The sequence below is a fragment of the Granulicatella sp. genome (assembly GCF_057274575.1).
Genome location: NZ_DBHISP010000001.1, coordinates 230138 through 254314, shown reverse-complemented (window position 1 = coordinate 254314; position 24177 = coordinate 230138). Strand labels below are relative to the sequence as shown.

Below are 24177 nucleotides of genomic sequence, written 5' to 3'. Positions count from 1 at the left end.
GGAGGAATAGAAAAATGGAAATGACATTCCGTTGGTATGGACACGATGATCAGGTAACTCTAGAGAATATTAGACAAATCCCTGGTATGAAAGGGATTGTAACAGCGATTTATGATGTTCCAGTTGGAGAAGTGTGGAGTCGTGAACGTATTCGTCAATTAAAACAAGATGTTGAAGCTTCAGGATTAAAATTGTCTGTTATTGAAAGTGTTCCAGTTCATGAAGATATTAAACTTGGAAAACCGACAAGAGATCAATTGATTGATAACTATATTCAAACAATTAAAAACTTAGGAGAAGAGGGAGTAAACATTGTATGTTATAACTTCATGCCGGTATTTGACTGGACACGAACTGACTTAGCGTATGATCTTCCAGATGGTTCTAATGCATTAATCTTCGATGAAGAAGTGGCTAAGAAAATGGACCCAGTAAAAGGGGAATTATCACTGCCAGGTTGGGATTCAAGTTATACAAAAGATGAAATGAAAGCTATCATGGATGAGTATTCTAAAGTAGACGAAGAAAAACTTTGGGAACATTTAGAGTACTTCATTAAACGTGTCATTCCAGCAGCAGAAGAAGCTGGTGTGAAAATGGCAATCCATCCTGATGATCCACCTTATAGCATCTTTGGATTACCTCGCATTATTACTTGCAAAGAAAATCTTGTAAGATTTGTAGAATTATACGATAGCCCAAATAATGGGGTAACTGTTTGTGTAGGTTCATATGCTTCTGATCCAAACAACGATGCTGTTGAAATGTTAAAAGAAATGTTGAAACGTAATCGTGTCAACTTTATGCATGCACGTAACATTCGTTTAACAGGAAAAGGTAAATCATTCGAAGAATCAGCACACCCAACAGAATACGGTTCAATTGATATGTATGAAGTGGTGAAAGCTCTTCAAGACGCAAACTGGGAAGGACCAATCCGTCCGGACCATGGTCGTATGATTTGGGGAGAAACAGGTCGTCCAGGATATGGATTATTTGACCGAGCTTTAGGTGCTACTTACCTTCATGGATTAGCTGAAGCAGTAGCAAAAAATGCAAAACAATAGGAGAAAAAACATGACACAATTTTTTGATTTTACAAATAAAGTCGTAGTAATTACAGGTGCCGGCGGAGTGATTTGCGGTGAACTCGCAAAGAGCTTTGGTAAACAGGGCGCAAAGGTAGCTTTACTAGACTTAAACCAAGAAGCTGCACAAAAATTTGCAGATGAAATTATTGCTGAAGGCGGTATCGCAAAAGCTTATAAAACGAACGTGCTTGAAAAAGAATCATTAGAAGCGGTTCGCGAAGCCGTGAATAATGATTTAGGTACTGTAGATGTTTTAGTAAACGGTGCCGGAGGAAATAATCCTCGTGCGACAACAGATAATGAATTTCATGAAGTAGGATTAAGTCCTGAAACAAAAACATTCTTTGACTTAGATAAAGCAGGAATTGAATTTGTATTCAACTTAAACTATTTAGGTACATTATTACCAACACAAGTCTTTGCACAAGATATGGTTGGAAAAGAAGGAGCAAACATCATCAATATTTCTAGTATGAATGCATTCACTCCTTTAACAAAAATTCCAGCATACTCAGGAGCAAAAGCAGCGATTAGTAACTTCACTCAATGGTTAGCGGTTCACTTCTCTAAAGTGGGAATTCGTTGCAATGCGATTGCACCAGGATTCTTAGTGACAGCCCAAAATGAGCGATTACTATTTGATGAACAGGGAAATCCAACTCCACGTGCGGATAAAATTTTACGTAATACGCCAATGGGACGTTTTGGTGAATCAGATGAATTAGTAGGAGGAGTATTCTTCCTTGCAGATTCAACTCTTTCAAGCTTTGTAAATGGGGTAGTTTTACCAATTGATGGTGGTTTCGCAGCTTATTCTGGAGTATAATTAAAAAACATAAAAGGAATCGAAGTGAGAGCTTCGATTCTTTATCTATCATCGAGAATGGAAAAGTGATGAAACAATGAAAGTAATAACTCTAGGTGAAATTTTATTAAGATTATCGACTGCAGAAGATGTGCGGTTAAAGAGTACAAAAGAGTTCAGAGTCTGCTATGGTGGAGCCGAAGCGAATGTGGGAATTTCTTTAGCTCATTTTGGGCATGATGTTTCAGTGGCAACTGTTCTTCCTCAAGATAATCCTTTAAATGAGGCAGTTAGTTCAAGATTACAAATGAATGGTGTAAAAACTAATCTAGTTGCAACTGAATTCGGAAGATTAGGAACCTACTTTTTAGAACAAGGAAATGCAGGACGTGCTTCTCGTGTCACATATGATCGTTTGTACTCTAGTATTTCTGTTTTAGAAGAACTCTGCTGGGATTTAGATGAAATCTTTAAAGGAGTAGACTTATTGCATATTTCAGGGATTGTTCCAGCATTATCTAAAAAATGGCAATCTTGGACGGTTGAAATTGTTAAAAAGGCAAAAGAATATGGATGTTTAGTAAGTTTTGATATGAATTATCGCAGTAAGCTTTGGGGATATGAAGAAGCGTATCCTTGTTTCAAACAAATCTTCCCATATGTGGATATTCTTTCTGCGGGAAAATTAGATGCGATTCATTTCTTGAAAGTAGCATCAGAAGACGAAGATGTTTCATTGGAAGAAATTTACAAGCGAGTTCAAGAAAAATATCCCAATATTAAAGTGTTGTATTCAACAAAGCGCAATGTCATTTCAACGAATCATAACGAATTACAAGGATTCTTTGTAGCTGAAGATGGAGTATTTGTAGAATCGAAACTCTATGATATCAATCCAATCATCGACCGAGTAGGTGGAGGAGATGCTTTCGCTGCCGGGATTCTTAACGGCGTTCTAAAAGGCTGGGACAGCCAACAAATAGTCGACTTTGGGACAGCAAGTTCGGTTTTAAAACATACTGTTTTTGGAGACTGGAATCCATTTAATGAAGATGAAGTCTTTGAATTTATGAACCAAAAATCGGGACAGATTGTTCGTTAAGTAGTTAAAGGAGTTGGAGAAGATGAAAGTTACAGTCAAATCTTTTGGAAGTTATGAGAATGTTCAGTTTTCCGAAATTTTTGTTTCGAATGATTGTGGAAGTACAATTTCTTTTAGTGACCTTGGAGCAAGGATAAATTCATGGTCGGTTCCAACAAAGAGTGGAAAGAAACAGATGATTTTAGGGCATGCGGAAGCCAGTGAAGTTTTTCAGTCATCCTATTGCTACGGTGCAACTATTGGTCCTGTTGCGGGTCGTATCGATGGTGGTCGATTCACTTTGGAAGGAAAAAACTTCCAGCTCTCTCAAAACGAAGGGAATAATCATTTACACGGAGGAGAAAGCCGTTATGATTTACAGAAGTTTGAATTTTCTATTGAAGAGAAAAATGATTGTATAACGGTTGTTTTTACCCTTGATGATATAAAAAATACGGAATATCCAGCCGGTATTTTTCTTGAGATCCGACATACTTTTGATAATGAGAATCGGTGGACGGTGGAATATAAAGCGAAAAGTAGTGGGACTACAATCTTTAATCCTACAAACCATGTGTATTTTAATCTTAATGGTAATAATGAGTTTCCGATAACAAATCATATGTTACGAGTAGAGGCAGATTCATATTTTCCAGTCCGTGATGATGGGGTTCCAACTGGAGAAATAGTATCTGTCGATGGAACAGTATTCGACCTTCGAAAAAATAGTTCTTTAGAAGTTTTACCATCATCAAAATTGTCACAAAAGAAGGGGTATGATCATCCGTTTTTATTAGGAGACGGTGGGAAGTTTAAAGAGAATTGCATAACACTATTGAATGAACTGGCAATATTGAATGTATCGACTACGAGCAGTACGGTTGTTCTATATACACATAACTTTGTAACTGAGCAATTTCAAACATGGAGACATCCAAATGTACCATATAGTGGAATTGCAATTGAGACTCAAGAAGCACCAGATTGCATTCATCATCCGGAGTGGGGAAATATCATACTTCATCCAGATGACACTTTTCATGCAAAAACTGAATATCGATTAGAACTGAAATAGGAAATAAGAAGTAGCTTAGAGCTGCTTCTTTTTTATGAGCGAAAAAGTCAACAGGAATATCCAAAATATTTCTAATTGGTGGGTGAGGTTGCATAGAATAGTGTAGTTAGAAAATAAGATGTTCGGAGGTATAAATATGAACATTAAGCATTTGAAAGTAAATCAATTAATAAATCCAATTGCTATTGATAAGCAGCCAGTACGATTAACGTGGGAATTAGAATGTTGCCTATTACAAACTGCAGTAGAAATTCGAACTCGTCAAAATGAAGGAGAGTGGGCAACCAGTGGAAGGGTTTGTGTTAGCGCCAGGAACTTTTACATATGAAAAACGTGTTCATTTTCAAACATATGATATTTCCATGCTTCTAATTAAGGGAGAGAACACACTTGAAGTCACAATGGGAGATGGTTGGTTCCGTAGTGTCTCAGGAGTTGATGGAATCCGCAATTTATTTGGAGAAAAGATTTCATTAATTGCTTAAATAGAAATTGGTTGTTAACCTATTTGCGTGACTGATGATTCTTGGATAGCGGTTCAGTCTGGCCCAATTCGTTATAATGAAATGTAATAAGGGGAAGTCGTAGATTTACAAGAGGAAATTTCACCAATGAAAATTTTCAAGATTATTCTCGTCATAAAGAAGGTGGAACGCATCAACGTCCCATGATTCATTTGGGCTTATCAAGTGCCCGGAAAACTGTTAAAATAGTGGAGAGTAAGCAGTAGAAAGGAAATCGTTATGACTAGAAGTTCTGTATGGATCCAACAAGAAATTGAGGGAGTGAAGCTATATGTTTATCTTTCCAATGTCAAAGATGCCACGACCATTTATTTTTTAGATGGGGAGAAATTTGAAGAACCCTTCAATCAATGGATTACCGAGCATCGACCAGCTCTCAATTTTGTACTCATAGCTTCTAATAATAGAACAGACGATTATACGCCGTGGCCACTCTTGGCATCTGAAACCTTGCTGATGGATTTCGGTGGAAAATCGGAAGAACATCTTTCTTTTATCAAGACTTGTGTGGTTCCATTTTGTGAGAGTGAATATGGTTTTGCTTCAAGCGCAGAAAAGAGAGTTATCGGTGGTTATTCGCTAGGTGGATTATTCAGCCTGTACGCAGCGGTGAACACTGATTTATTCGGAACCGTCCTCAGCTGTTCTTCGTCGCTGTGGTATTCGGATTTTCTGGACTATTTAAAAGAACATCCCTTTAAAGCACCGCATCCCAAATTGTATATGAGTGTGGGAGACGAAGAAGGAGTCACAGCGACGAATTTAACTAATCACCAAATTCAAAATACGATGACGTTAAAAGATTGGCTGGAGCCGAAATTCCAACCAAATGATTTCAAGTTTATGCTTGAAGAGGGAAATCATGGAAATAATATCCCAAGACGTGTTGAACGTGCGATTCGGTGGGTAGAAGAGAATAGTAAATAATCAACAAAAAAACCACTGGGGAAACCAGTGGTTTTTTTACTAGCGGTGCCAAAGGGTCTCGAACCCCCGACCTAGCGTTTAGGAAACGCTTGCTCTATCCAACTGAGCTATGACACCCTAATATATTTATTGAACCACAGAAGATGCTATCTGTCCATACACAGTTTTCGAATTTTAATAATTATGAGAATTGGGAAGCTTCATAATCAAATCAGTTATATATAATAACACAATATTTTTTCACTATTTAGAAGGTTTAGAGTATATCAATTTTATGAACGAAGATGGAGTCCCATGGGATTCTATGGTAGGAATAAGAGCGATTAGTAACTAATGTAAATATGAGACTCTAGGAATTTATTCCGTAGAGGCTCATTGAGGCTCAGTAGGTGAGTAACCAGGGCTTGAACGGGTTCCCTAATATAGCAACTATAACGAAATGCACCATTTCCAAATACAAACCAACAGTAAGCATAAAAAAACCACCAAAGAAAATCTTTGGTAGTTTTGGTTCATTTATTTAGTTTGCTGATTGACGGCGTGAAGATTGCCAATGAGAGTAAAGGCGGAAAATCGAATCAACTGTAAAAATCGCTAATGCAATCATTCCAGCAGTCGTCATCGTTTGACCAAAATAAAATTGTCCTTTTTCCACATCTCCAATAAAGAATGAATATACGGTTCGATACATCCCAGCTCCAGGAACAAGTGGAAAGAATCCTGGAATAAAGAAGACTGTTACGGGGGCTTTAAAGTAACGAGCAGCTAAATGAGAACAAATTGCAACTGTAAGACCACTAAAGTAGGTAGCAATTTGCAAACCTTGAGTCTCTAAAAAGAGAAGATAAACAAACCAACCCAAACCACCGATAGCGGAAATAAATTTAATCAGACGTTTAGGTGCTTCAAAAACGATACAACTAAAATAAACTGCAATTATAGAACTAATAACTTGAAAAATCATAACGGATTTGCACCTCCTCCAATAGCCAAGCCAATAGCTACGGCAATTGCGATTGAAAGTGCAGTAACAAATGCCTCTACAGCACGGGCCATCCCAGAGTTATAGTCTCCTCGTAAAGTGTCACGAATTGCATTTGTAATGGCCGTTCCTGGTACTGCAGGCATGATAAGTCCTACGATTGAAATTCCAATTCTGGCATCTGTGAAGAAGTACTGTTGAAAAAGAATAATAAGAACTGTACAAGGAATAATAGATACGATGTTTAGAATAAATGTTCCAAGTTTTAACTTTGGATCGAGTCTATAAATAAGGGGTAACAAAAGACCCGCAACTGCAGCAATTAACATCTCAATGATGGTTGCTCCATATAAAGCTGTATAAAAACCACACATAAGAACGAATCCCAAATCTTTTAACCATTGAGGGTATTCAGATGTTTTTAAGTCTTGCAGTTGTTGATAAGCAGTATCTAAGTCGATTTCTTTAGTCACTAATCTGCGAGAAATTGTATTTACCTTATAGATTCGGTTTAAATTGGTATCGCGGTTTGGAACACGTCTGATTTCTGTAATAGAATCAATGCAATTATCATCTAGTGTGGCAAAGATTCCTGTAGCCATGGCAAACGCTTCACAGGTTTCAAAATTGGAAGTGGAGAGGATGTAGTTCATGGTTTCTTCCACTCGATAGGATTCTGCATTACATTCTAGCATGATTTGGCCTGCAAGAATGGCGGTATCCACTAGTTTTTTTGCATAAGTACGCAAGTGCCTTCCTCCTTCGTTAAATTCTCTCTAAGTATAGCATAATAGAGCCGTTTTGCTAAGTGTAAATTTCGTAAGCCTCTAACTGTATTAGTCATGTGTTTTAGAATTAGTAATACAGTTGTTCTTTTTATGATTATGTAAACATTGTACTGTTTTTTTAGATATATTTAGTGTATTATTAAATTAACAAAAATTTGGAGGGATATCCGTGGAATTATTTGAAGAATTATCACTAAAAGTGAAAGGGAAAGCCGTTAAAATTGTCTTCCCAGAAGGAAATGAACCAAGAATTATTGGTGCAGCAGTTCGTTTATTAGCAGATGGACTTTGCCACCCAATCTTACTAGGTAACCTTGACGAAATTAACGAAGTAGCAGATGCTCGTGGATTTAACATTTCTCATTTAGAAATTATCGATCCTGAAACTTATGCGGATGATCAATATGCAGAAATGGTCGCAAGCTTTGTAGCTCGTCGTAACGGTAAAGTATCAGAGGAAGATGCGCAAAAATTATTACGTGACGTAACATACTTCGGAACAATGATGGTATACATGGGATTAGCAGATGGATTAGTATCTGGTGCAGTTCACTCAACAGGGGATACTGTACGTCCAGCACTACAAATCATCAAAACAAAACCAGGTGTCTCTCGTACAAGCGGTGCGTTTATCATGATTAACAGCGACAAATCTAAGAAATACTTATTCTCAGACTGCGCAATCAACATCAACCCTAACGCACAAGAATTAGCTGAAATCGCAGTAGAATCTGCTAAAACAGCTGAATTGTTTGGAATTCAACCAAATGTAGCAATGTTAAGTTTCTCAACTAAAGGTTCTGCAAAATCAGAAGAAGCTTTAAAAGTAGCCGAAGCAACAAAAATTGCGCAAGAATTAGCTCCAAATTACAATATCGATGGAGAATTACAATTCGATGCTGCATTCGTACCAAGCGTTGGTAAACAAAAAGCGCCAGACTCGCCAGTAGCAGGCCAAGCAACAGTATTCGTATTCCCAGAAATCCAATCAGGTAACATCGGATACAAAATTGCACAACGTTTCGGTAACTTTGAAGCAATTGGACCAATCTTACAAGGATTAAACAAACCAATTTCCGACTTATCACGTGGATGTAACGAAGAAGACGTCTACAAATTAGCGATCATTACAGCTAACCAAGCATTGATGGAAAATTAAGGTGCGACAAAGTGCGCTCAAAAGCGATGACGGTTCGAACTTTGCCGTAAGCGACTAGTATAGTCGTGCGGACAAAGTGAGAAGGGCTTGAGCTTTTGCACTTTGGAGCCCGATTTCAAGAGAAAGACAGAAGACAAAAAATGACTCGCAGTGCGAGTCATTTTTGCTTCGTCGTCTTTCCCCCTCAAGGCTTATTAAATGTTCTCGAATCACAAATGATGAAGAGAACATAAATAAGCTACTGAGCGGTGTGAGAGTATAGTCGTGCCAAATCCTTCACAGTGTGAAGGATTTGGGTGTGGGCATTGCAAATGATGTTTAAAAATAGATTTATAAGACAATACAAATTAAATTATTTGCAGTACTAACCTAAATTAGAAAGGCTTGAGCTTTTGCACTTTGGAGCCCGATTTCAAGAGAAAGACAGAAGATAAAAAATGACTCGCAGTGCGAGTCGTTTTTGTATATAAAACAATAATTTTTTCATTAAAATTTTTTATCAATATAACGTATACATTATATTGATGTTTTTGTTTTTACTTTTAGAATGTTGTAATACCAACGATTGTAGGACCTATTTTAATGAGAAATTTTAAAATATTTTTGTGAGCAAATAAATTGCTTTAATGTTTAAGTGATGATAATCTTATTTCAATCTTAAGAGAGAAGACGTCACTTTCTTTCTCAAATCATTTACGAAAAGAGGAAAAGAACATGAAAAACATTTTATTTGTAGTAGGTAGCTTACGTAAAGGAAGTTTTAACCACCAAATGGCTGAAAAAGCAGAACAACTTTTAGAAGGAAAAGCAACAGTATCATACTTAGACTACTCAAACCTTCCATTAATGAATCAAGATTTGGAAACTCCAGTGTTACCTGAAGTACAAGTAGCACGCGACGCTATCGGTAAAGCAGATGCTATTTGGATTTTCTCACCAGCTTATAACTTTGCCATTCCAGGAACAGTGAAAAATTTGATTGACTGGATGAGCCGTTCTCTAGATTTATCAAACCCAAGTGGACCTTCTATTCTACAAGATAAAGTAGTAACAGTATCTGCGTTGGCAGCAGCTGGTCATGATCAATTATTCGCTTCATACCAATCATTATTACCATTTGTACGCATGCAAGTAGTAGGTGAATTCACGGCTGCAACAATTAACCCTGAAGCTTGGGGAACAGGCGTTGTGACTTTAGATGAAGAAGTAGTAGCAGGACTTGAAAAACAATCTGAAGCATTATTAAATGCATAATTAAATTTCAAACTTAACTTAAAGAAGCAGTCTCTTTTCGAAGGAGGCTGCTTTTTTTGAACAGTATACGAACAGACATTTGCCCTAGAGCTTCCTGTTATGCTAAAATTGTTCTGATATAGGCATAAAAAGGAGCATTATTCATGTATGAATATTTAAATGGAGAGTTAGCGCATATTTTACCAACAGCGATTGTTATCGATGTGCAAGGCGTAGGGTATCAAGTGGTCTTTGCAAACCCCTACCGATTGCAAGATTCTATGAAGAAACAAATTAAAGTTTTAGTACAACAAGTTGTTCGTGAGGATTCTATTACCTTATACGGATTTATTTCAAGCGAAGAACGCGAATTATTCCAACGTTTAATTAGCGTTTCTGGTATCGGTCCAAAGAGTGCGATGAGTATTTTGGCAAATGATGATACAGAAGGTTTCGTGAATGCTGTAGAAAGTGGGAACGTCACTTATTTAACAAAATTCCCTGGTGTGGGAAAGAAAACAGCACAACAAATTATTTTAGACTTAAAAGGGAAGTTTGAAGCGCTGCCTGAAGAGGCAACGAAAGCAGTTGTTTCAACAAACCAAGCAACTCTTGAAGAAGCGAAAGAAGCCTTACTTGGTCTTGGGTATTCTGCAAAAGAAATTACAATGATTTGGAAGTCGCTGGAAGCTGCTGCTCCAAGTACGACGCAAGAGGCATTAAAAGTGGCCTTTAAACTATTGATGAAATAATGGAGGATTATCGTGGAGGAAGAACGTTTTATTGACCAAAATCTGCTTGACGAAGGGGAAGTACAAACGGAACTATCATTACGTCCACAGACGTTACAACAGTATATCGGTCAACAAAAAGTAAAAGAAGAACTTGCTATCTATATTCAAGCGGCGCGTAGTCGTTCAGAAGCCTTGGATCACGTATTACTATACGGACCTCCAGGACTTGGAAAGACGACCTTAGCGATGGTGATTGCTAATGAATTAGAAGTCGGCATTAAGACGACGAGTGGCCCTGCGATTGAACGCCCAGGGGACTTAGTGGCTCTCTTAAATGACTTGGAAGCCGGAGATGTTTTATTTATTGATGAGATTCACCGCTTGCCACGTGTCGTCGAAGAAATGTTGTATTCTGCGATGGAAGATTTCTTCGTGGATATCGTGGTTGGTCAAGGGCCAACTGCGCATCCGGTACATTTTCCATTGCCACCGTTTACGTTAATTGGAGCAACGACTCGTGCGGGGGCACTTTCTGCACCGCTTCGTGACCGTTTCGGGATCGTAGAACACATGGAATATTATGATGAAGCTTCTCTGTCTGAGATTGTTAAACGTAGTGCGAATGTCTTTGATAGTGAAATTAAAGATGAAGCTGCTCTTGAGATTGCGCTTCGTTCGCGCGGGACACCACGTATTGCCAATCGCCTTTTGAAACGTGTACGAGATTTTTCTCAAGTGTACGAAGAAGGCATGATTTCAAAAGAGATTACGCAGCAAGCATTGAAGGTCTTACGTGTAGATGCAAAAGGATTAGACCATATTGACCGTAAATTGTTGACGGCGATGATTGATTTATATGATGGTGGCCCAGTTGGATTAGGTGCCATTGCGGCGAATATTTCAGAAGATGCGGAAACCATTGAAGATATGTATGAACCTTATTTATTACAAATTGGATTTTTAAAACGGACATCACGCGGTCGTGTGGTGACACCGGAAGGATATGCTCACTTAGGGCGCTTGTATCCCATGTCGTAAGGAAGGAAATAGAAATGAACTATACAACTAAAGATTTTGACTTCGATTTACCCGAAGAATTAATCGCGCAAACGCCATTAAAAGACCGTACGTCTTCACGTCTATTGGTGGTGGATAAAACTAAGCACACGATTGAAGATAGACATTTTTCTGATTTACTAGAAGAATTAGAAGCAGGGGATACACTTGTTGTGAATAACACACGTGTACTTCCAGCACGTCTTTATGGTACGAAAGAGGAAACGGGCGCTCATATTGAAGTGTTACTATTAACGAATACAGAGGGTGACAAGTGGGAAACTCTTGTGAAACCTGCTAAACGTATGAAAGTAGGTAGTGTCGTTTCTTTTGGTGACGGTCGACTTAAAGCAACAGTTATTGAAGAATTAGAACAAGGTGGACGTATCATTGAGTTTTCATACGAAGGAGTATTCCTTGAAGTATTGGAATCTCTTGGGGAAATGCCTTTACCACCTTATATTAAAGAGCGTTTAGAAGATAAAGAACGTTATCAAACGGTTTATGCTAAAGAAAATGGATCTGCAGCAGCACCGACTGCCGGATTGCATTTTACAGAAGAATTAATGCAACAAATCCGTGGCAAGGGCGTGAATATTGTTCCAGTAACGCTGCATGTTGGTCTAGGAACGTTTAGACCTGTTTCTGTGGATTCTCTTGAAGACCACAAGATGCATTCAGAGTATTATAATGTGTCAAAAGAAACTGCGGATATGATTGAAGCGACTAAAAAAGCTGGCAAACGCGTCATTGCTGTTGGGACGACTTCGATTCGTACACTAGAAACAGTTGCTAGAGACAACGATGGGCATGTGGTGCCTGCGAGTGGTTGGACAGATATTTTCATCTCGCCAGGGTATGAGTTTGGTGTAGTTGATGCATTTGTGACGAATTTCCACTTGCCAAAATCAACGCTTGTGATGCTTGTTAGCGCGTATCTTGGACGTGAATTCACACTAGAAGCCTATCAGCACGCTATCGAAGAACGTTATCGCTTCTTTAGTTTTGGCGATGCAATGTTTGTGCATAAATAAAGGGAAAAGACCTTCGGTCTAACTACGAACCATAGGGAATTCTTCATTGTAGAGATAATAGCTGTATCGGATTAAGCCTTTTGTCTCAATCCTACCGAGCTTCAAACTGACTCTAGGAAATGAATTTCCAGAGTCAGTAATTCACATCGGTTACTAATCGCTATCACTTCTACCATAGAATCCCTATGGTTCTTCGTTTGCCCACGGTCTTTTTGTGCGATTTATACAGTAACCTTTCTAAATAAGTAATAACTGAAAATAATCGAAGCTAATTGAAAGAAAATTAGCTTCGATTAATTTTTTATAAAATATAAACCGAGAGAGAAAATTAGAGTTTGCCAAGCTGGGATTAATAGATATTCTAAGAATATACTATATGATTCAAAAGAACCAAAGTAATGTTGCTGAAAGTATAGCATCATAAATGTGATTGTAGAAATAAACATGAACGAGAGTAAAATTTTTACGGTGGAAATTTGTTTATTAATGGAAATTAGTGGGAATAGTGGTAGTAAGTATATTCCACTGAAAATGAAAAAAAGAATTATGAAGTTCGATTCTGAAGTCATAATATTATAATTATCAGGTTTAGGGGGATCCACCACTAAAGCTATAAACGATAATATTATCCAAAAAAAATGATATGCAACACAATAACTAACAAATTCTTTTATAGAGTGTATTTTTTTCATAGATATTATTCTCCTATCGAATTTTCAAAGTAACTATACCGCTATCATCACTGATTATACACTATATTTAAAAAAATTTAATGGATCTCTTGACTATACAGTTGTTGTACGAGAATATGTGCTCACTAAAGAAAAAAGGATTATCTGCAGTATGTTCCGTAAAGGGATTCCCACACATAATGCACCTTTCGAAAGCTTCCAGTCTTTTCTAAAGTGCGAAGCTTTCTACATAAAAGATGAAGTAATAACTTCTTTTAGTGTGATTTTACGAGAGATAGAATTGCAACGTACGAAAATCGGTCAAACTTCGAAGTGTTAAAACAAATAAAAAAACAGAAGTTAAGTTTCAAAGCTTAACTTCTGTTTTCTTTTGATTTCATAAATACGTGTTGGATGATAAAGATAGCTGTAGTTACGAGCACTCCTACAATTATGGCGCTTTGTACGTTGTAAGGTGTTTGAGAGAGCGCACTTCCTAAATAATAAGTAACTTGGCTAAGTATCAATCCCCATACGATGGTAACAATATATTTCACGGACAACCCTTCTTTCATTTCTCATTATAGTACAGAAGACTTTCTTTTGACAATAGATGGGTGGAAAAACTTTCCAAAAGAGAGCGCTAATAGGGAAGATATGCTATAATAAGACGAAAAATATGAGAGGAGGATCCTTATGCCATTTACAACTTTACAAGTGTTCAGTAGCTATTCATTACTTAAGAGCACGATTCGATTAAATGAGTATGTAGAAATCGGAAAATTATTAGGATATAAGCAACTTGCTCTAACAGATGATGGAGTGTTGCATGGCGCAGTTGAATTTTATGAGCGCTGTATTCAAAAAGGCATTCAACCAATTCTAGGTTGTACATTCGAGACTGCATGGAAGAGTGATGCTTCTAAAAAAGAAATGCTTGTCGTCTATGCAAAAGGTTCTAAGGGGTATGAATCCCTCCTGAAACTCTCAACTCTATATCAACAAGGGCTTACTTGGACAAAAGAAATGACGGAGTGGATTGCAACTCATAGTGAAGATGTAAAAATCGTGCTTCCACCAATGGATAGTGAATGGGTGGCTGCCTATTCTAAAGGTAGACTTGAATCGGTTCTTGAATCTGTGAAGCGCGAGTATCCTGGCGTAGAAATAGCTGTAGGAATTACTCGCGAAATGGTCGAACGAGGTGAGTTCGACAAGATGCGGGAAGGAATTGAAGCAGCTGGAGTTCTTCCTATTGCCTTTAGTGTCTCACGTTATTTAAATACAACCGATTATTTTCCTTGGAAGGTTTTACAAGCGATTCGACTAGGAAAAACACTTTCGTTTACACAAGAGGACGCAACAGGGAGTGAGTCCTTACCGGAAGCGACTTCGATGATGAAGATGTTCCAGGCAGTTCAAGGAGGAGTACTTCTTTCTAACTTAGAGCAGTTTACAAAAGATTTAGTGGTAGAGATTCCTCTAAGAGACACCATGCTTCCTAAATTCCCAGTACCAGGTGGGAAGACAAGTGCACAGTTCCTTTATGAATTATGTGAAGCTGCGATGCTAGAGATGGGAGTAACGACGCCTATCTATGTGAGCCGTCTCAAGGAAGAATTAGCAGTGATTCATGAAATGGGATTTGATGATTACTTCCTTATCGTTTGGGATATTATGCGTCATGCGCGTGAACAAGGCATCCAAACTGGAGCTGGTCGAGGGTCTGCTGCAGGCTCGTTGGTTTCATATCTCTTGCATATTACAGAAGTTGATCCGATTCGCTACAACTTGCTTTTTGAGCGTTTCTTAAATCGTGAGCGTTATACAATGCCCGATATCGACTTGGATTTTCCAGATGATAAACGGGAAGATATTCTATCCTATATCGTTTCAAAATATGGAAATCAAAATGTAGCTCAGATTGTGACTTTTGGTACGCTTGGGGCAAAACAAGTCATTCGTGATGTATGTAAAGTATTTGGCGAAAATATTATCACAGTTCAGAAATTTTCGAACAATATCGCTCAAGGAAAAGTGACTCTGGATCAAACGTATAAAGAAAATAAGGCTTTTAGAGAACATGTAGAAAGTAGTGAACGCAATCGAAAACTATACCAAGTAGCCAGAGCTCTTGAAGGTCTTCCTCGTCATTCATCAGTCCATGCTGCCGGTGTTGTATTATCGCAAGAAGATTTGACAAAGACAGTTCCTTTAATGAAACGAGATAAGGGATACTCAACACCGTTACATGAAGAGGATTGGATGCTCACACAATATGCAATGCAGGCTGTTGAAAAAGTAGGGCTTCTCAAGATGGACTTGCTTGGGTTAAGTAACCTTACATTGCTTCATAGAGCGATTCAACAAACACAAAAAATCACGAAAAAAGCATTGGATATTATAAAAATTCCTCTAGACGATGAGCGGACGTTTGAACTTTTTCAAAAAGCTCAAACAAATGGAATTTTCCAATTTGAGTCAGACGGTATTCGCCGCGTCTTGAAGGAAATGAAACCAACAGAATTCGAAGATTTAGTTGCAGTACTCTCGTTGTACCGTCCAGGACCAATGGAGCAAATTCCTCATTTTATTAATCGTAAAAAAGGGACAGAAATCGTGCAGTATCCTCATGCATCTCTTCAAAAAATTCTTGAACCGACTTATGGTATTTTAGTCTACCAAGAACAAGTTATGCAGGCGGCAAGTGAAATGGCTGGCTTTTCTTTAGGAGAAGCGGATATTTTACGTCGAGCTATCGGCAAAAAGAATGCTGAATCTATCGCTGCACAAAAAGAAAAATTTGTGCAAGGTGCCATTTCAAAAGGATACGAGCAAGAAGATGCCGAAACGGTCTACGACTATATTGAAAAGTTTGCGAATTATGGATTTAATAAATCACATGCGGTAGCTTATGCGATGCTGTCTTATCAATTGGCATATTTAAAAGCGAACTATCCTACAGCGTTCTTTACAGCTTTGTTCCAAAACGCAAGTGCTAAATCATCGAAGTTGCAAGACTATCTCGTAGAAGCACGTCAATTAGGGATTAAGATATTGCCACCAAGTATCAATAACAGTTTTGCTGATTTCGTAGCGGATGATAGAGGTGTTATTGTTGGTCTCAACAGTATTAAGGGAATTAGACGAGACTTTGTTGAAAGTATTGTGAAGAATCGTTACGAATATGGACGATTCAAAGGGTTTCAAGACTTCGCTTACCGAATGGGTGCTCAATATACAAAAGAACCGCTTTTAATGGCGTTAATTAATGCGGGGGCATTTGATGAGTTTGGAGAAACAAGGGCGACGCTGAAGGCAAATGTGGATGCCGTTGCTAAAAGTGTGAAATTTCATGGATTGAATTTATCACTTGAGGATGACTTAGAAGTAGCCTTTACTCATGTAGAAGAAGAGCCATTACTTCAAAGGATTGGAGAAGAAATTGAAGTGCTTGGCTTTTCAATTTCGCCACATCCTTCCTCGAAATACGATCCTCTTTTGAAGAGTGGATGGATTCAAGCAATTCAATCTGTTTTTGAAGAAGGATATATGCGTTTTGTTGGTTTGATTGTGGATATTCGTAAAATCTCCACTCGTAAAGGAGAGCAAATGGCATATGTTACACTTCAAGATGCGTCTGGCATGATTGATGTAGTTGTCTTTCCATCAACACTTGCTGAAATTTATCAGCATCTTCAACAAAATACGATGGTTCTTATGGAAGGTCGTGTGAAGAGAGGACAGAAAGGTCAATGGCAATTACAATTAAATCGTATGTATCCGATGAGTTTTGCTGATAAGTTGCTAGATGATTCTTCTAAAAAGTTACAAATTGCAATTCGCCCAGAAAAACATACTGCAGAAGTATATGCGGAAATTAAACAACTCATAAACAAATATAAAGGGGTCACACCTGTTGAATTATTCCTAGTGAATAGTAAGACGCTCGTCAAAAATTCTTTTGCAAACGGTGTAAATCTTGAAACAAAAATAATCCCTAGTCTTATCGATATTTTAGATAAAGAATGTATAAAAATTGTAAGATGAAAAAGTTTTTGAAAATGAAAGACATTTGCTGTTAAAAGTGATAAAATAAGTTCGAATGGGCTTGTTCCAGTTAAAAATAAATCTAAGAGGTGAATCTTTTTGAAACGCATTGCTGTTTTAACAAGTGGAGGAGACGCTCCAGGAATGAATGCCGCTGTACGTGCGATTGTACGTAAGGGTATTTATGAAGGCTTTGAGGTATACGGGATTAACTATGGATATGCTGGTTTAGTTGCTGGTGATATTCGTAAATTAAATCCTGCAGACGTGAGTGACATGATTGGTCGCGGAGGTACATTCTTGTATTCTGCTCGATATCCTGAATTTGCAAACCGTGAAGGACAAGAAAAAGGAATTGAACAATTAAAGAAATTCGGTATTGAAGGTCTTGTTGTTATCGGTGGTGACGGAAGTTATCAAGGTGCCGTTGCTTTAACCAAACTTGGGTTTCCAACTGTTGGGGTTCCAGGAACGATTGACAATGATATTCCAGGTACGGAGTATACAATCGGATTTGATACTGCCATCAATACTGTATTAGAAGCGCTAGACCGTCTTCGCGATACTGCAACATCACACGTTCGTACGTTTATCGTTGAGGTTATGGGGCGTCGTGCTGGAGATATTGCACTTTGGACAGGTGTTGCTAGTGGTGCAGAACAAATTTTGATTCCTGAACAAGATTTTGATTTAGAAGCAGTTGCAAAAGAAATCAAACAAGGACGCTTAAACGGTAAGAAACACACATTGATTCTTCTAGCAGAAGGCGTGATGTCAGGGGACGAACTTGCTAAGAAATTACGTGAATATGATAGTGACTTCCATACTCGTGTAACAGTTCTTGGACACGTTCAACGTGGTGGTTCTCCAAGTGCTCGTGACCGTGTACTTGCTAGCCGTATGGGTGCAAAGGCTATCGATTTATTAAAAGAAGACATCGGTGGCGTGTGTGTCGGCGTTAAAGCTGAAGAAATTATCTATAGTGATATCGTTGAAACATTAGCAAACGGCAAACATTTACCTAACTTAGAGTTGTATCAACTAAATAAAGAAATTTCTTTCTAAAAACATTAAAGGAGTCAAGGAAAAAATGAAAAGAACTAAAATCGTATGTACTATTGGACCAGCTAGTGAAGCTCCAGAAAAATTAGCTGCTTTATCAGAAGCAGGAATGAACGTTGCACGTCTAAACTTCTCACATGGTGACCATGAAGAGCATTTAGCACGTATTAACACAATCAAAAAAATCCGTAAAGAAACGGGACGCGTTATCGCAATTCTTTTAGATACAAAAGGACCAGAAATTCGTACACATAATATGGAAAATGGTGCGATTGAATTCCATACTGGTGATGTAGTTCGTATTTCAATGACTGAAGTGTTAGGAACAAAAGAAAAATTTTCTATCACTTATCCAGAATTAATCAACGATGTAAAACCAGGATCTATTATCCTTGTTGATGATGGTTTGGTAGGTTTAGCCGTTACTGAAGTAGACCACGCAAATGGCGAAATCGTATGCGTAGTCAATAACAGTGGAGTTGTTAAAAACAAAAAAGGAATCAACGTTCCAGGTGTTAAAACAAAATTACCTGGTATTACTGAAAAAGACCGTGCGGATATTATCTTCGGTATCGAAAACGACATCGACTATATTGCAGCAAGTTTCGTTCGTCGCGCTTCAGATGTTCAAGAAATTCGTGAATTATTAGAAGAACATAACGCAACTCATATCCAAATCATTCCAAAAATCGAAAACCAAGAAGGTATCGACAACATTGACGAAATCTTAGCTTTATCTGACGGTTTAATGGTTGCTCGTGGAGACATGGGTGTTGAAATCCCTGCGGAAGAAGTTCCAATTGTTCAAAAAATGTTAATCAAGAAATGTAACACATTAGGTAAACCAGTTATTACTGCTACTCAAATGTTAGATTCAATGCAACGTAATCCACGCCCAACACGTGCGGAAGTTGGTGACGTAGCGAACGCTATCTTCGACGGAACAGATGCAGTGATGTTATCTGGTGAATCTGCAGCAGGGGATTACCCAGTAGAAGCCGTTCGTACAATGGCAAATATCTGTGTTCGTACAGAACAAGAAATCCGTGTACGCGATAAATTCAAATTAAAAGCATTCAACGAAAACGATGTAGCTGAAGCGATTGGTCGTTCAGTAGCGCATACAGCTAAAAACTTAAAAGTTAAAACTATCGTTGCTGCAACAGAATCAGGACATACTGCGAAAATGATTTCTAAATTCCGTCCTGACGCAACAATCTTAGGTGTAACTTCAACAGAACGTCAACAACGTGCGTTAGCATTAATCTGGGGTGTTAAACCAGTAATCGTTGATCGCGCTAAATCAACTGACGAAATGTTTGAATTATGTCTTCAAGCAGTACGTGACCACCACACTGCTAAAGAAAACGACTTAGTAATCATCACTGCTGGTGTTCCTTTAGGAATTAAAGGTACAACAAACATGATGAAAGTAGCTCGCTTATAATTCATCAATAAAAGGTTTGAACGAATCTAAAAGGTTTGTTCAAGCCTTTTTTCTATGAATTTGAGAGTGCAAGTGTAAGTAGTTCAAAGATTCATTCATAATCTATAAGAAATAGAACTAAAATACAGGATAAAAATGACTGTAAGCTCTATTTTGTGGTAAAATAAAATGACAAATGTAAAGAGAAGGAGGTTTGTTATGACAAGTGAATTATCGACTGTTGTTCAAGCCATTATCACGGATGAAAATGAAAAGTACTTTTTCGTTCAAAAGAGTGGAGAAACATTCCGTTTAAAAAAAGACGACACTACAGAATCCCTCAAAATTGGAGATGTAGTAACGGGTTTTTTATATGAAAATTCTTCCCGTAAAAAAGTCTTCACCTTAAAGGTTCCCGAAGTAACAAATGAAAGTTATGGATGGGCGAACGTTACTCAAGTCAGAAAAGATTTGGGGGTCTTCGTTGATATTGGTTTAGAAGATAAAGATATGGTAGTTTCGTTGGATGAACTTCCAAGCATGAAAGAGTTGTGGCCAAAGAAAAATAACCGTTTATATGTGACTTTAATTAAAGATAAAAAAGACCGTACATGGGCAACGATGGGAGACGGGCAAGATTTAAACGAAAAAGTCATTCGTGGTCATAAAGGGCAGTTGAATAAAGACTTAACAGGAACTGTGACACAAGTGCGTCTTGTGGGGACTACGATTATTACACCAGAAGGATATAAGTTGTTCTTGCATCCTTCAGAACGAATGTATGAACCAACGCTTGGAGAAGAAATCACAGTACGTGTGATTGGGCTTCGTCCTGATGGTGTACTCAATGTTTCGATGAGACCAAGAGCACATGAAGCCATTGGGGATGATGCGGAAATGATTATCGCAATGTTGAAGAATCGTCCAACGCATACACTTCCATATTGGGATAAGAGTGATCCCAAAGTCATTAAGGAAATTTTTGGAATTAGTAAAGGGCAATTTAAACGTGCCATTGGTAATTTATTAAAAGCAAAACGAATTACACAAGAAGAAGGATTTATCCATCTGATTGAAGAATAATGAGTGGAGGCGAGTCACTTGTCATCTATTTCTATTGAAGGGATTCAAAAGAAATTACAAGAAGAAGGGTTCAAACTGACACTGCAGAGGCAGGCAACAGTGGAGATTCTTCTAGAGCATCTAAATGAATTGCTGACAGCTGAAGAAATCTATATGTTTGTGAAGCAAAAATATCCAGATATTGGATTGGCTACCGTATATCGAACGCTAGAGATTTTAACGGATTTATCGATTATTACTCGGAATTTATTTGATGATGGGATTGGAAGATATCATATTAAGCAGACTTTGAATCGTCATTTTGCACATCATTTACTTTGCGTCAAATGTGGACAAATTCAAGAAGTCGAAGAAGACTTACTTGTAGATGTTGAGCAGAAAGTATTAGAGCAATTCCAGTTTCAAGTGCTTGACCATCGTCTGACTTTCCATGGAATTTGTAAAAATTGCCAACAAAAGGAAGATTAGTAGATGAAAGAAATAGACTACTTTCTAGATAGTATTGCCGTTCAAGGGTTATCCGATAATACGGTTGCAAGTTATAAAAGGGACTTAGAAAAGTTCTCTCAATTTTTAGAAAAACAAAAATTGACACGTCTGCAAGATGTGGATCATGCGACGATGATACTTTTTTTACAGAAACTAAAAAAAGACGAATACGCTGTCAGTTCAACAAGTCGAATGATTAGTTGCTTGAAAAAATTCTTTCAGTTTCTTGTTCAAGAGCAGATGATAGAACGAGATCCTACACAACAGATTCATCCACCGAAACCGAAGAAACAGTTACCAAAAGCCCTTAGTCTAGATGAAGTGAATCGATTACTTGAGGTGCCAGACACATCAACGGTTTTAGGACTAAGAGATAAGGCGATGCTGGAACTGTTATATGCAACCGGGATGCGGGTGAGCGAACTGATTAGTATTGAACTCAGTGATTTGCATTTGGAATTAGGATTCTTACAAACGATTGGGAAAGGAAATAAACAACGCATCATTCCAATCGGTCAAGAAGCAACCAACTGGATTCAAAACTATTTAGAGTATGCACGGCCAGCCCTAGAAGACGAAAAGAAGTTTTCGAATGTCTTATTTTTAAATCATCGTGGTGGACCATTTACGCGACAAGGTTTCTGGAAAAATTTAAAGAAAATCGTTCAGACGGCCATGATTACAAAGGAAGTGAGCCCGCATACATTGCGCCATTCCTTTGCAACGCATATCTTAGAAGCGGGTGCCGACCTTCGAATCGTACAAGAATTATTAGGGCATTCAGATATTAGTACGACACAAATTTATACACATATTACAAACGAACGAATGAAGGAAATCTACAAACAAGCACATCCTCGTTCGTAAATAAGAAAATGGAGATGGAATCTATGAAATTTAAAAGAATACACGTTATTGTAATGGACTCTGTGGGGATTGGAGAAGCCCCAGATGCTGCAAAATTTGATGATGCAGGTTCACATACTCTAGGTCATATTTCAGAAGCTGTGGGCTTAAATGTGCCAAATATGCAACGTTATGGTTTAGGAAATATCGCTCCTTTAAAAACAGTTCCACCAGTAGAACATCCCGAAGGAAGCTATACTAAACTTGAAGAAGTTTCTGTGGGTAAAGATACAATGACGGGTCACTGGGAATTAATGGGATTGAATATTAAAACTCCTTTCCGTGTATTCCCTGATGGGTTCCCACAAGAATTATTAGACCGTATTTCTGAATTCTCAGGAAGAGGAATCGTATGTAACTTACCATATAGTGGTACGGCTGTTATTGATGATTACGGTAAACACCAAATGGAAACAGGTGATTTAATCGTTTATACTTCTGCAGACCCTGTAATGCAAATTGCAGCGCATGAAGAGATTATTCCACTTGAAGAATTATACCGTATTTGCGAATACGCTCGTGAAATTACAAAAGACGATCCATATATGATTGGTCGTATTATTGCACGTCCATATGTAGGTGAACCTGGCAATTTCCAAAGAACTTCAAACCGTCATGACTATGCGTTAAGTCCATTTGGCGAAACAACATTAGACTTCTTGAAGAAAGATGGATTTGATGTGATTGCGATTGGTAAGATTAACGACATCTTCAACGGACAAGGGATTACTGAATTCGTTCGTACAAAAGACAACATGGATGGCGTAGATAAACTAGTTGAAGTATTGAAGAAAGACTTCACTGGTATGAGTTTCTTAAACTTAGTTGACTTCGACGCGGTTTATGGACACCGTCGTAATACAAAAGGATACGGAGAAGCGCTCGAAGCGTTTGATGCTCGTATTCCAGAAATCGTAGAAAATATGCAAGAAGATGATTTACTCATTATCACTGCTGACCACGGAAACGACCCAACATTCAAGGGAACTGACCACACTCGTGAGTACATTCCAGTGTTAGCCATAAGCAAATCATTGAAACACCCAACACACTTACCACAAGGACACTTCAGCGATATCTCAGAAACAATCAGCGAAAACTTTGGAGTTGCCTCAACTGGTAACGGTACAAGCTTCTTAAAAGAATTAAACTAATGCAGAAAGAGGGAACGACATGAGCAAATACGAACAATTAGTTGAAACAAAAATGTTTTTACAAGGAAAAGGCATTGGTCACATTGATTTCGGAATGATTTTAGGATCAGGGCTTGGTGAACTTGCTGGAGAAGTAAAGAACCCATTAATCTTTGACTATAAAGATATTCCAAACTTCCCAGTGTCTACAGTAGTCGGTCATGCTGGGCGTCTTGTATATGGTGAATTAGAAGGAAAACAAGTTCTAATCATGGACGGACGTTTTCACTACTATGAAGGTTACGATATGGAAACAGTAACGTTCCCAATTCGTTTAATGAAATTATTAGACGTTGAAACGATTATCGTTACAAACTCTGCAGGTGGAGCAAACCCAACATTTGAACCAGGGGACTTAATGATTATTACAGATCAAATTAACTACACTGGTACAAACCCATTAATCGGGCCAAACGATGATCGCTTTGGACCTCGTTTCCCTGATATGAGCCATGCATACCATGAATATGGCCAAGAAGTGGTTCGTAAAGCTGCTAAAGAATTAAACATCAATATTAAAGAAGGAGTATACATGGGATACTCTGGGCCAACTTATGAAACACCGGCAGAAATCCGCTTCACGCAAGCTGTAGGCGGGGATGCTGTGGGAATGTCAACTGTTCCTGAAGTCATCGTGGCAAACCATGCTGGCATCAAAGTGATTGGAATTTCATGTATCACAAACTTAGCTGCAGGAATGCAAGCAAACTTAAACCACGAAGAAGTGGTAGAAACAACACAACGCGTTAAAGAAGTGTTCAAATCATTGGTTCGTAAAGTTTTAGTTTTATATTAAGCATCGAACCTC

At 38.1% G+C, this 24177-nt stretch carries 21 protein-coding genes, 1 tRNA gene and 1 pseudogene; 19 read left to right on the top strand and 4 right to left on the bottom strand.

Going from position 1 to position 24177, the window contains the following annotated elements:
- Positions 1-14: 14 nt before the first annotated feature.
- The 6 genes from uxuA to ACO5V7_RS01140 all read left to right on the top strand — a co-directional run bounded on the left by uxuA (position 15) and on the right by ACO5V7_RS01140 (position 5503).
- Positions 15-1067 (top strand): mannonate dehydratase, encoded by a 1053-nt coding sequence (gene uxuA / locus ACO5V7_RS01165; protein WP_485484723.1) that lies wholly within the window; start codon positions 15-17, stop codon positions 1065-1067.
- 10 nt (positions 1068-1077) lie between these two features.
- Positions 1078-1917 carry an SDR family oxidoreductase gene (locus tag ACO5V7_RS01160; protein WP_485484722.1) on the top strand — a complete coding sequence of 280 codons (840 nt, stop codon included), beginning with the start codon at positions 1078-1080 and terminating at the stop codon, positions 1915-1917.
- Positions 1918-1993: 76 nt separating this feature from the next.
- On the top strand, positions 1994-2998 hold the full coding sequence (locus tag ACO5V7_RS01155) for a PfkB family carbohydrate kinase (protein WP_485484721.1): 1005 nt from the start codon (positions 1994-1996) through the stop codon (positions 2996-2998).
- Positions 2999-3020: 22 nt separating this feature from the next.
- Positions 3021-4052: an aldose epimerase family protein gene (locus ACO5V7_RS01150; RefSeq protein ID WP_485484720.1), complete on the top strand. Its 1032-nt coding sequence runs from the start codon at positions 3021-3023 to the stop codon at positions 4050-4052.
- A 266-nt stretch (positions 4053-4318) separates the two neighbouring features.
- On the top strand, positions 4319-4537 hold the full coding sequence (locus ACO5V7_RS01145; RefSeq protein ID WP_485484719.1) for an alpha-L-rhamnosidase N-terminal domain-containing protein: 219 nt from the start codon (positions 4319-4321) through the stop codon (positions 4535-4537).
- A 258-nt stretch (positions 4538-4795) separates the two neighbouring features.
- Positions 4796-5503, top strand: a complete 708-nt coding sequence (locus ACO5V7_RS01140; RefSeq protein ID WP_485484718.1) for an alpha/beta hydrolase — start codon at positions 4796-4798, stop codon at positions 5501-5503.
- 43 nt (positions 5504-5546) lie between these two features.
- On the opposite strand, the gene ACO5V7_RS01135 is transcribed toward ACO5V7_RS01140, so the two are convergent.
- The 3 genes from ACO5V7_RS01135 to ACO5V7_RS01125 form a co-directional block, all read right to left on the bottom strand.
- Positions 5547-5620: transfer RNA gene (locus ACO5V7_RS01135), tRNA-Arg, on the bottom strand.
- A 403-nt stretch (positions 5621-6023) separates the two neighbouring features.
- Positions 6024-6467: a threonine/serine exporter family protein gene (locus tag ACO5V7_RS01130; protein WP_298647982.1), complete on the bottom strand. Its 444-nt coding sequence runs from the start codon at positions 6465-6467 to the stop codon at positions 6024-6026.
- Entirely contained in the window at positions 6464-7234 is a 771-nt protein-coding gene (locus ACO5V7_RS01125) for a threonine/serine exporter family protein (RefSeq protein ID WP_485484717.1), read from the bottom strand. The genes ACO5V7_RS01130 and ACO5V7_RS01125 overlap by 4 nt, the downstream gene beginning before the upstream one ends.
- 208 nt (positions 7235-7442) lie before the next feature.
- Here ACO5V7_RS01125 and pta point away from each other — a divergent pair, with 208 nt between their 5' ends.
- The 5 genes from pta (at position 7443) to queA (ending at position 12489) form a co-directional block, all read left to right on the top strand.
- Positions 7443-8432 (top strand): phosphate acetyltransferase, encoded by a 990-nt coding sequence (pta, locus tag ACO5V7_RS01120; protein WP_298647986.1) that lies wholly within the window; start codon positions 7443-7445, stop codon positions 8430-8432.
- Positions 8433-9146: 714 nt separating this feature from the next.
- On the top strand, positions 9147-9686 hold the full coding sequence (locus ACO5V7_RS01115) for an NADPH-dependent FMN reductase (RefSeq protein WP_485484716.1): 540 nt from the start codon (positions 9147-9149) through the stop codon (positions 9684-9686).
- A gap of 143 nt (positions 9687-9829) precedes the next feature.
- A complete protein-coding gene (gene ruvA, locus ACO5V7_RS01110) occupies positions 9830-10417 on the top strand; it encodes a Holliday junction branch migration protein RuvA (RefSeq protein ID WP_485484715.1) in 588 nt (195 codons plus the stop codon).
- A 12-nt stretch (positions 10418-10429) separates the two neighbouring features.
- Positions 10430-11437: a Holliday junction branch migration DNA helicase RuvB gene (gene ruvB, locus ACO5V7_RS01105; protein ID WP_485484714.1), complete on the top strand. Its 1008-nt coding sequence runs from the start codon at positions 10430-10432 to the stop codon at positions 11435-11437.
- A gap of 14 nt (positions 11438-11451) precedes the next feature.
- Entirely contained in the window at positions 11452-12489 is a 1038-nt protein-coding gene (gene queA, locus ACO5V7_RS01100; protein WP_455040499.1) for a tRNA preQ1(34) S-adenosylmethionine ribosyltransferase-isomerase QueA, read from the top strand.
- 1045 nt (positions 12490-13534) lie between these two features.
- On the opposite strand, the gene ACO5V7_RS01095 is transcribed toward queA, so the two are convergent.
- On the bottom strand, positions 13535-13717 hold the full coding sequence (locus ACO5V7_RS01095) for a YjzD family protein (protein WP_298647998.1): 183 nt from the start codon (positions 13715-13717) through the stop codon (positions 13535-13537).
- A 139-nt stretch (positions 13718-13856) separates the two neighbouring features.
- On the opposite strand from ACO5V7_RS01095, the gene ACO5V7_RS01090 reads away from it, so the two are divergent.
- The 8 genes and pseudogenes from ACO5V7_RS01090 (at position 13857) to ACO5V7_RS01055 (ending at position 24165) form a co-directional block, all read left to right on the top strand.
- Positions 13857-17210: a DNA polymerase III subunit alpha gene (locus ACO5V7_RS01090; protein ID WP_485484713.1), complete on the top strand. Its 3354-nt coding sequence runs from the start codon at positions 13857-13859 to the stop codon at positions 17208-17210.
- Positions 17211-17309: 99 nt separating this feature from the next.
- The gene (pfkA, locus tag ACO5V7_RS01085) at positions 17310-18275 is read left to right on the top strand and encodes a 6-phosphofructokinase (protein WP_298648004.1); all 966 of its coding nucleotides are present in this window, start codon (positions 17310-17312) and stop codon (positions 18273-18275) included.
- Between the two features lie 25 nt (positions 18276-18300).
- Positions 18301-19707, top strand: a pseudogene (gene pyk, locus ACO5V7_RS01080) (pyruvate kinase); the annotation flags it as partial.
- A gap of 210 nt (positions 19708-19917) precedes the next feature.
- Entirely contained in the window at positions 19918-20781 is an 864-nt protein-coding gene (locus ACO5V7_RS01075; protein WP_298648006.1) for a CvfB family protein, read from the top strand.
- Positions 20782-20799: 18 nt separating this feature from the next.
- Complete coding sequence (locus ACO5V7_RS01070) at positions 20800-21249, top strand: Fur family transcriptional regulator (protein WP_298648009.1); 450 nt, start codon at positions 20800-20802, stop codon at positions 21247-21249.
- Positions 21250-21252: 3 nt separating this feature from the next.
- Complete coding sequence (gene xerD, locus ACO5V7_RS01065; protein ID WP_485484712.1) at positions 21253-22137, top strand: site-specific tyrosine recombinase XerD; 885 nt, start codon at positions 21253-21255, stop codon at positions 22135-22137.
- Positions 22138-22160: 23 nt separating this feature from the next.
- Positions 22161-23330, top strand: coding sequence for a phosphopentomutase (gene deoB, locus ACO5V7_RS01060; protein ID WP_485484711.1), 1170 nt, complete (start codon positions 22161-22163; stop codon positions 23328-23330).
- A gap of 19 nt (positions 23331-23349) precedes the next feature.
- Entirely contained in the window at positions 23350-24165 is an 816-nt protein-coding gene (locus ACO5V7_RS01055; protein WP_298646282.1) for a purine-nucleoside phosphorylase, read from the top strand.
- The last annotated feature ends 12 nt before the right edge of the window (positions 24166-24177 follow it).

Excerpts from the sequence above, each read along its gene's own strand:
- uxuA (WP_485484723.1), top strand. The coding sequence starts at position 15 with ATGGAAATGACATTCCGTTGGTATGGACACGATGATCAGGTAACTCTA.
- ACO5V7_RS01160 (WP_485484722.1), top strand. The coding sequence starts at position 1,078 with ATGACACAATTTTTTGATTTTACAAATAAAGTCGTAGTAATTACAGGT.
- ACO5V7_RS01155 (WP_485484721.1), top strand. The coding sequence starts at position 1,994 with ATGAAAGTAATAACTCTAGGTGAAATTTTATTAAGATTATCGACTGCA.
- ACO5V7_RS01150 (WP_485484720.1), top strand. The coding sequence starts at position 3,021 with ATGAAAGTTACAGTCAAATCTTTTGGAAGTTATGAGAATGTTCAGTTT.
- ACO5V7_RS01145 (WP_485484719.1), top strand. The coding sequence starts at position 4,319 with ATGAAGGAGAGTGGGCAACCAGTGGAAGGGTTTGTGTTAGCGCCAGGA.
- ACO5V7_RS01140 (WP_485484718.1), top strand. The coding sequence starts at position 4,796 with ATGACTAGAAGTTCTGTATGGATCCAACAAGAAATTGAGGGAGTGAAG.
- ACO5V7_RS01130 (WP_298647982.1), bottom strand. The coding sequence starts at position 6,467 with ATGATTTTTCAAGTTATTAGTTCTATAATTGCAGTTTATTTTAGTTGT.
- ACO5V7_RS01115 (WP_485484716.1), top strand. The coding sequence starts at position 9,147 with ATGAAAAACATTTTATTTGTAGTAGGTAGCTTACGTAAAGGAAGTTTT.
- ruvA (WP_485484715.1), top strand. The coding sequence starts at position 9,830 with ATGTATGAATATTTAAATGGAGAGTTAGCGCATATTTTACCAACAGCG.
- queA (WP_455040499.1), top strand. The coding sequence starts at position 11,452 with ATGAACTATACAACTAAAGATTTTGACTTCGATTTACCCGAAGAATTA.
- ACO5V7_RS01090 (WP_485484713.1), top strand. The coding sequence starts at position 13,857 with ATGCCATTTACAACTTTACAAGTGTTCAGTAGCTATTCATTACTTAAG.
- ACO5V7_RS01075 (WP_298648006.1), top strand. The coding sequence starts at position 19,918 with ATGACAAGTGAATTATCGACTGTTGTTCAAGCCATTATCACGGATGAA.
- xerD (WP_485484712.1), top strand. The coding sequence starts at position 21,253 with ATGAAAGAAATAGACTACTTTCTAGATAGTATTGCCGTTCAAGGGTTA.
- deoB (WP_485484711.1), top strand. The coding sequence starts at position 22,161 with ATGAAATTTAAAAGAATACACGTTATTGTAATGGACTCTGTGGGGATT.
- ACO5V7_RS01055 (WP_298646282.1), top strand. The coding sequence starts at position 23,350 with ATGAGCAAATACGAACAATTAGTTGAAACAAAAATGTTTTTACAAGGA.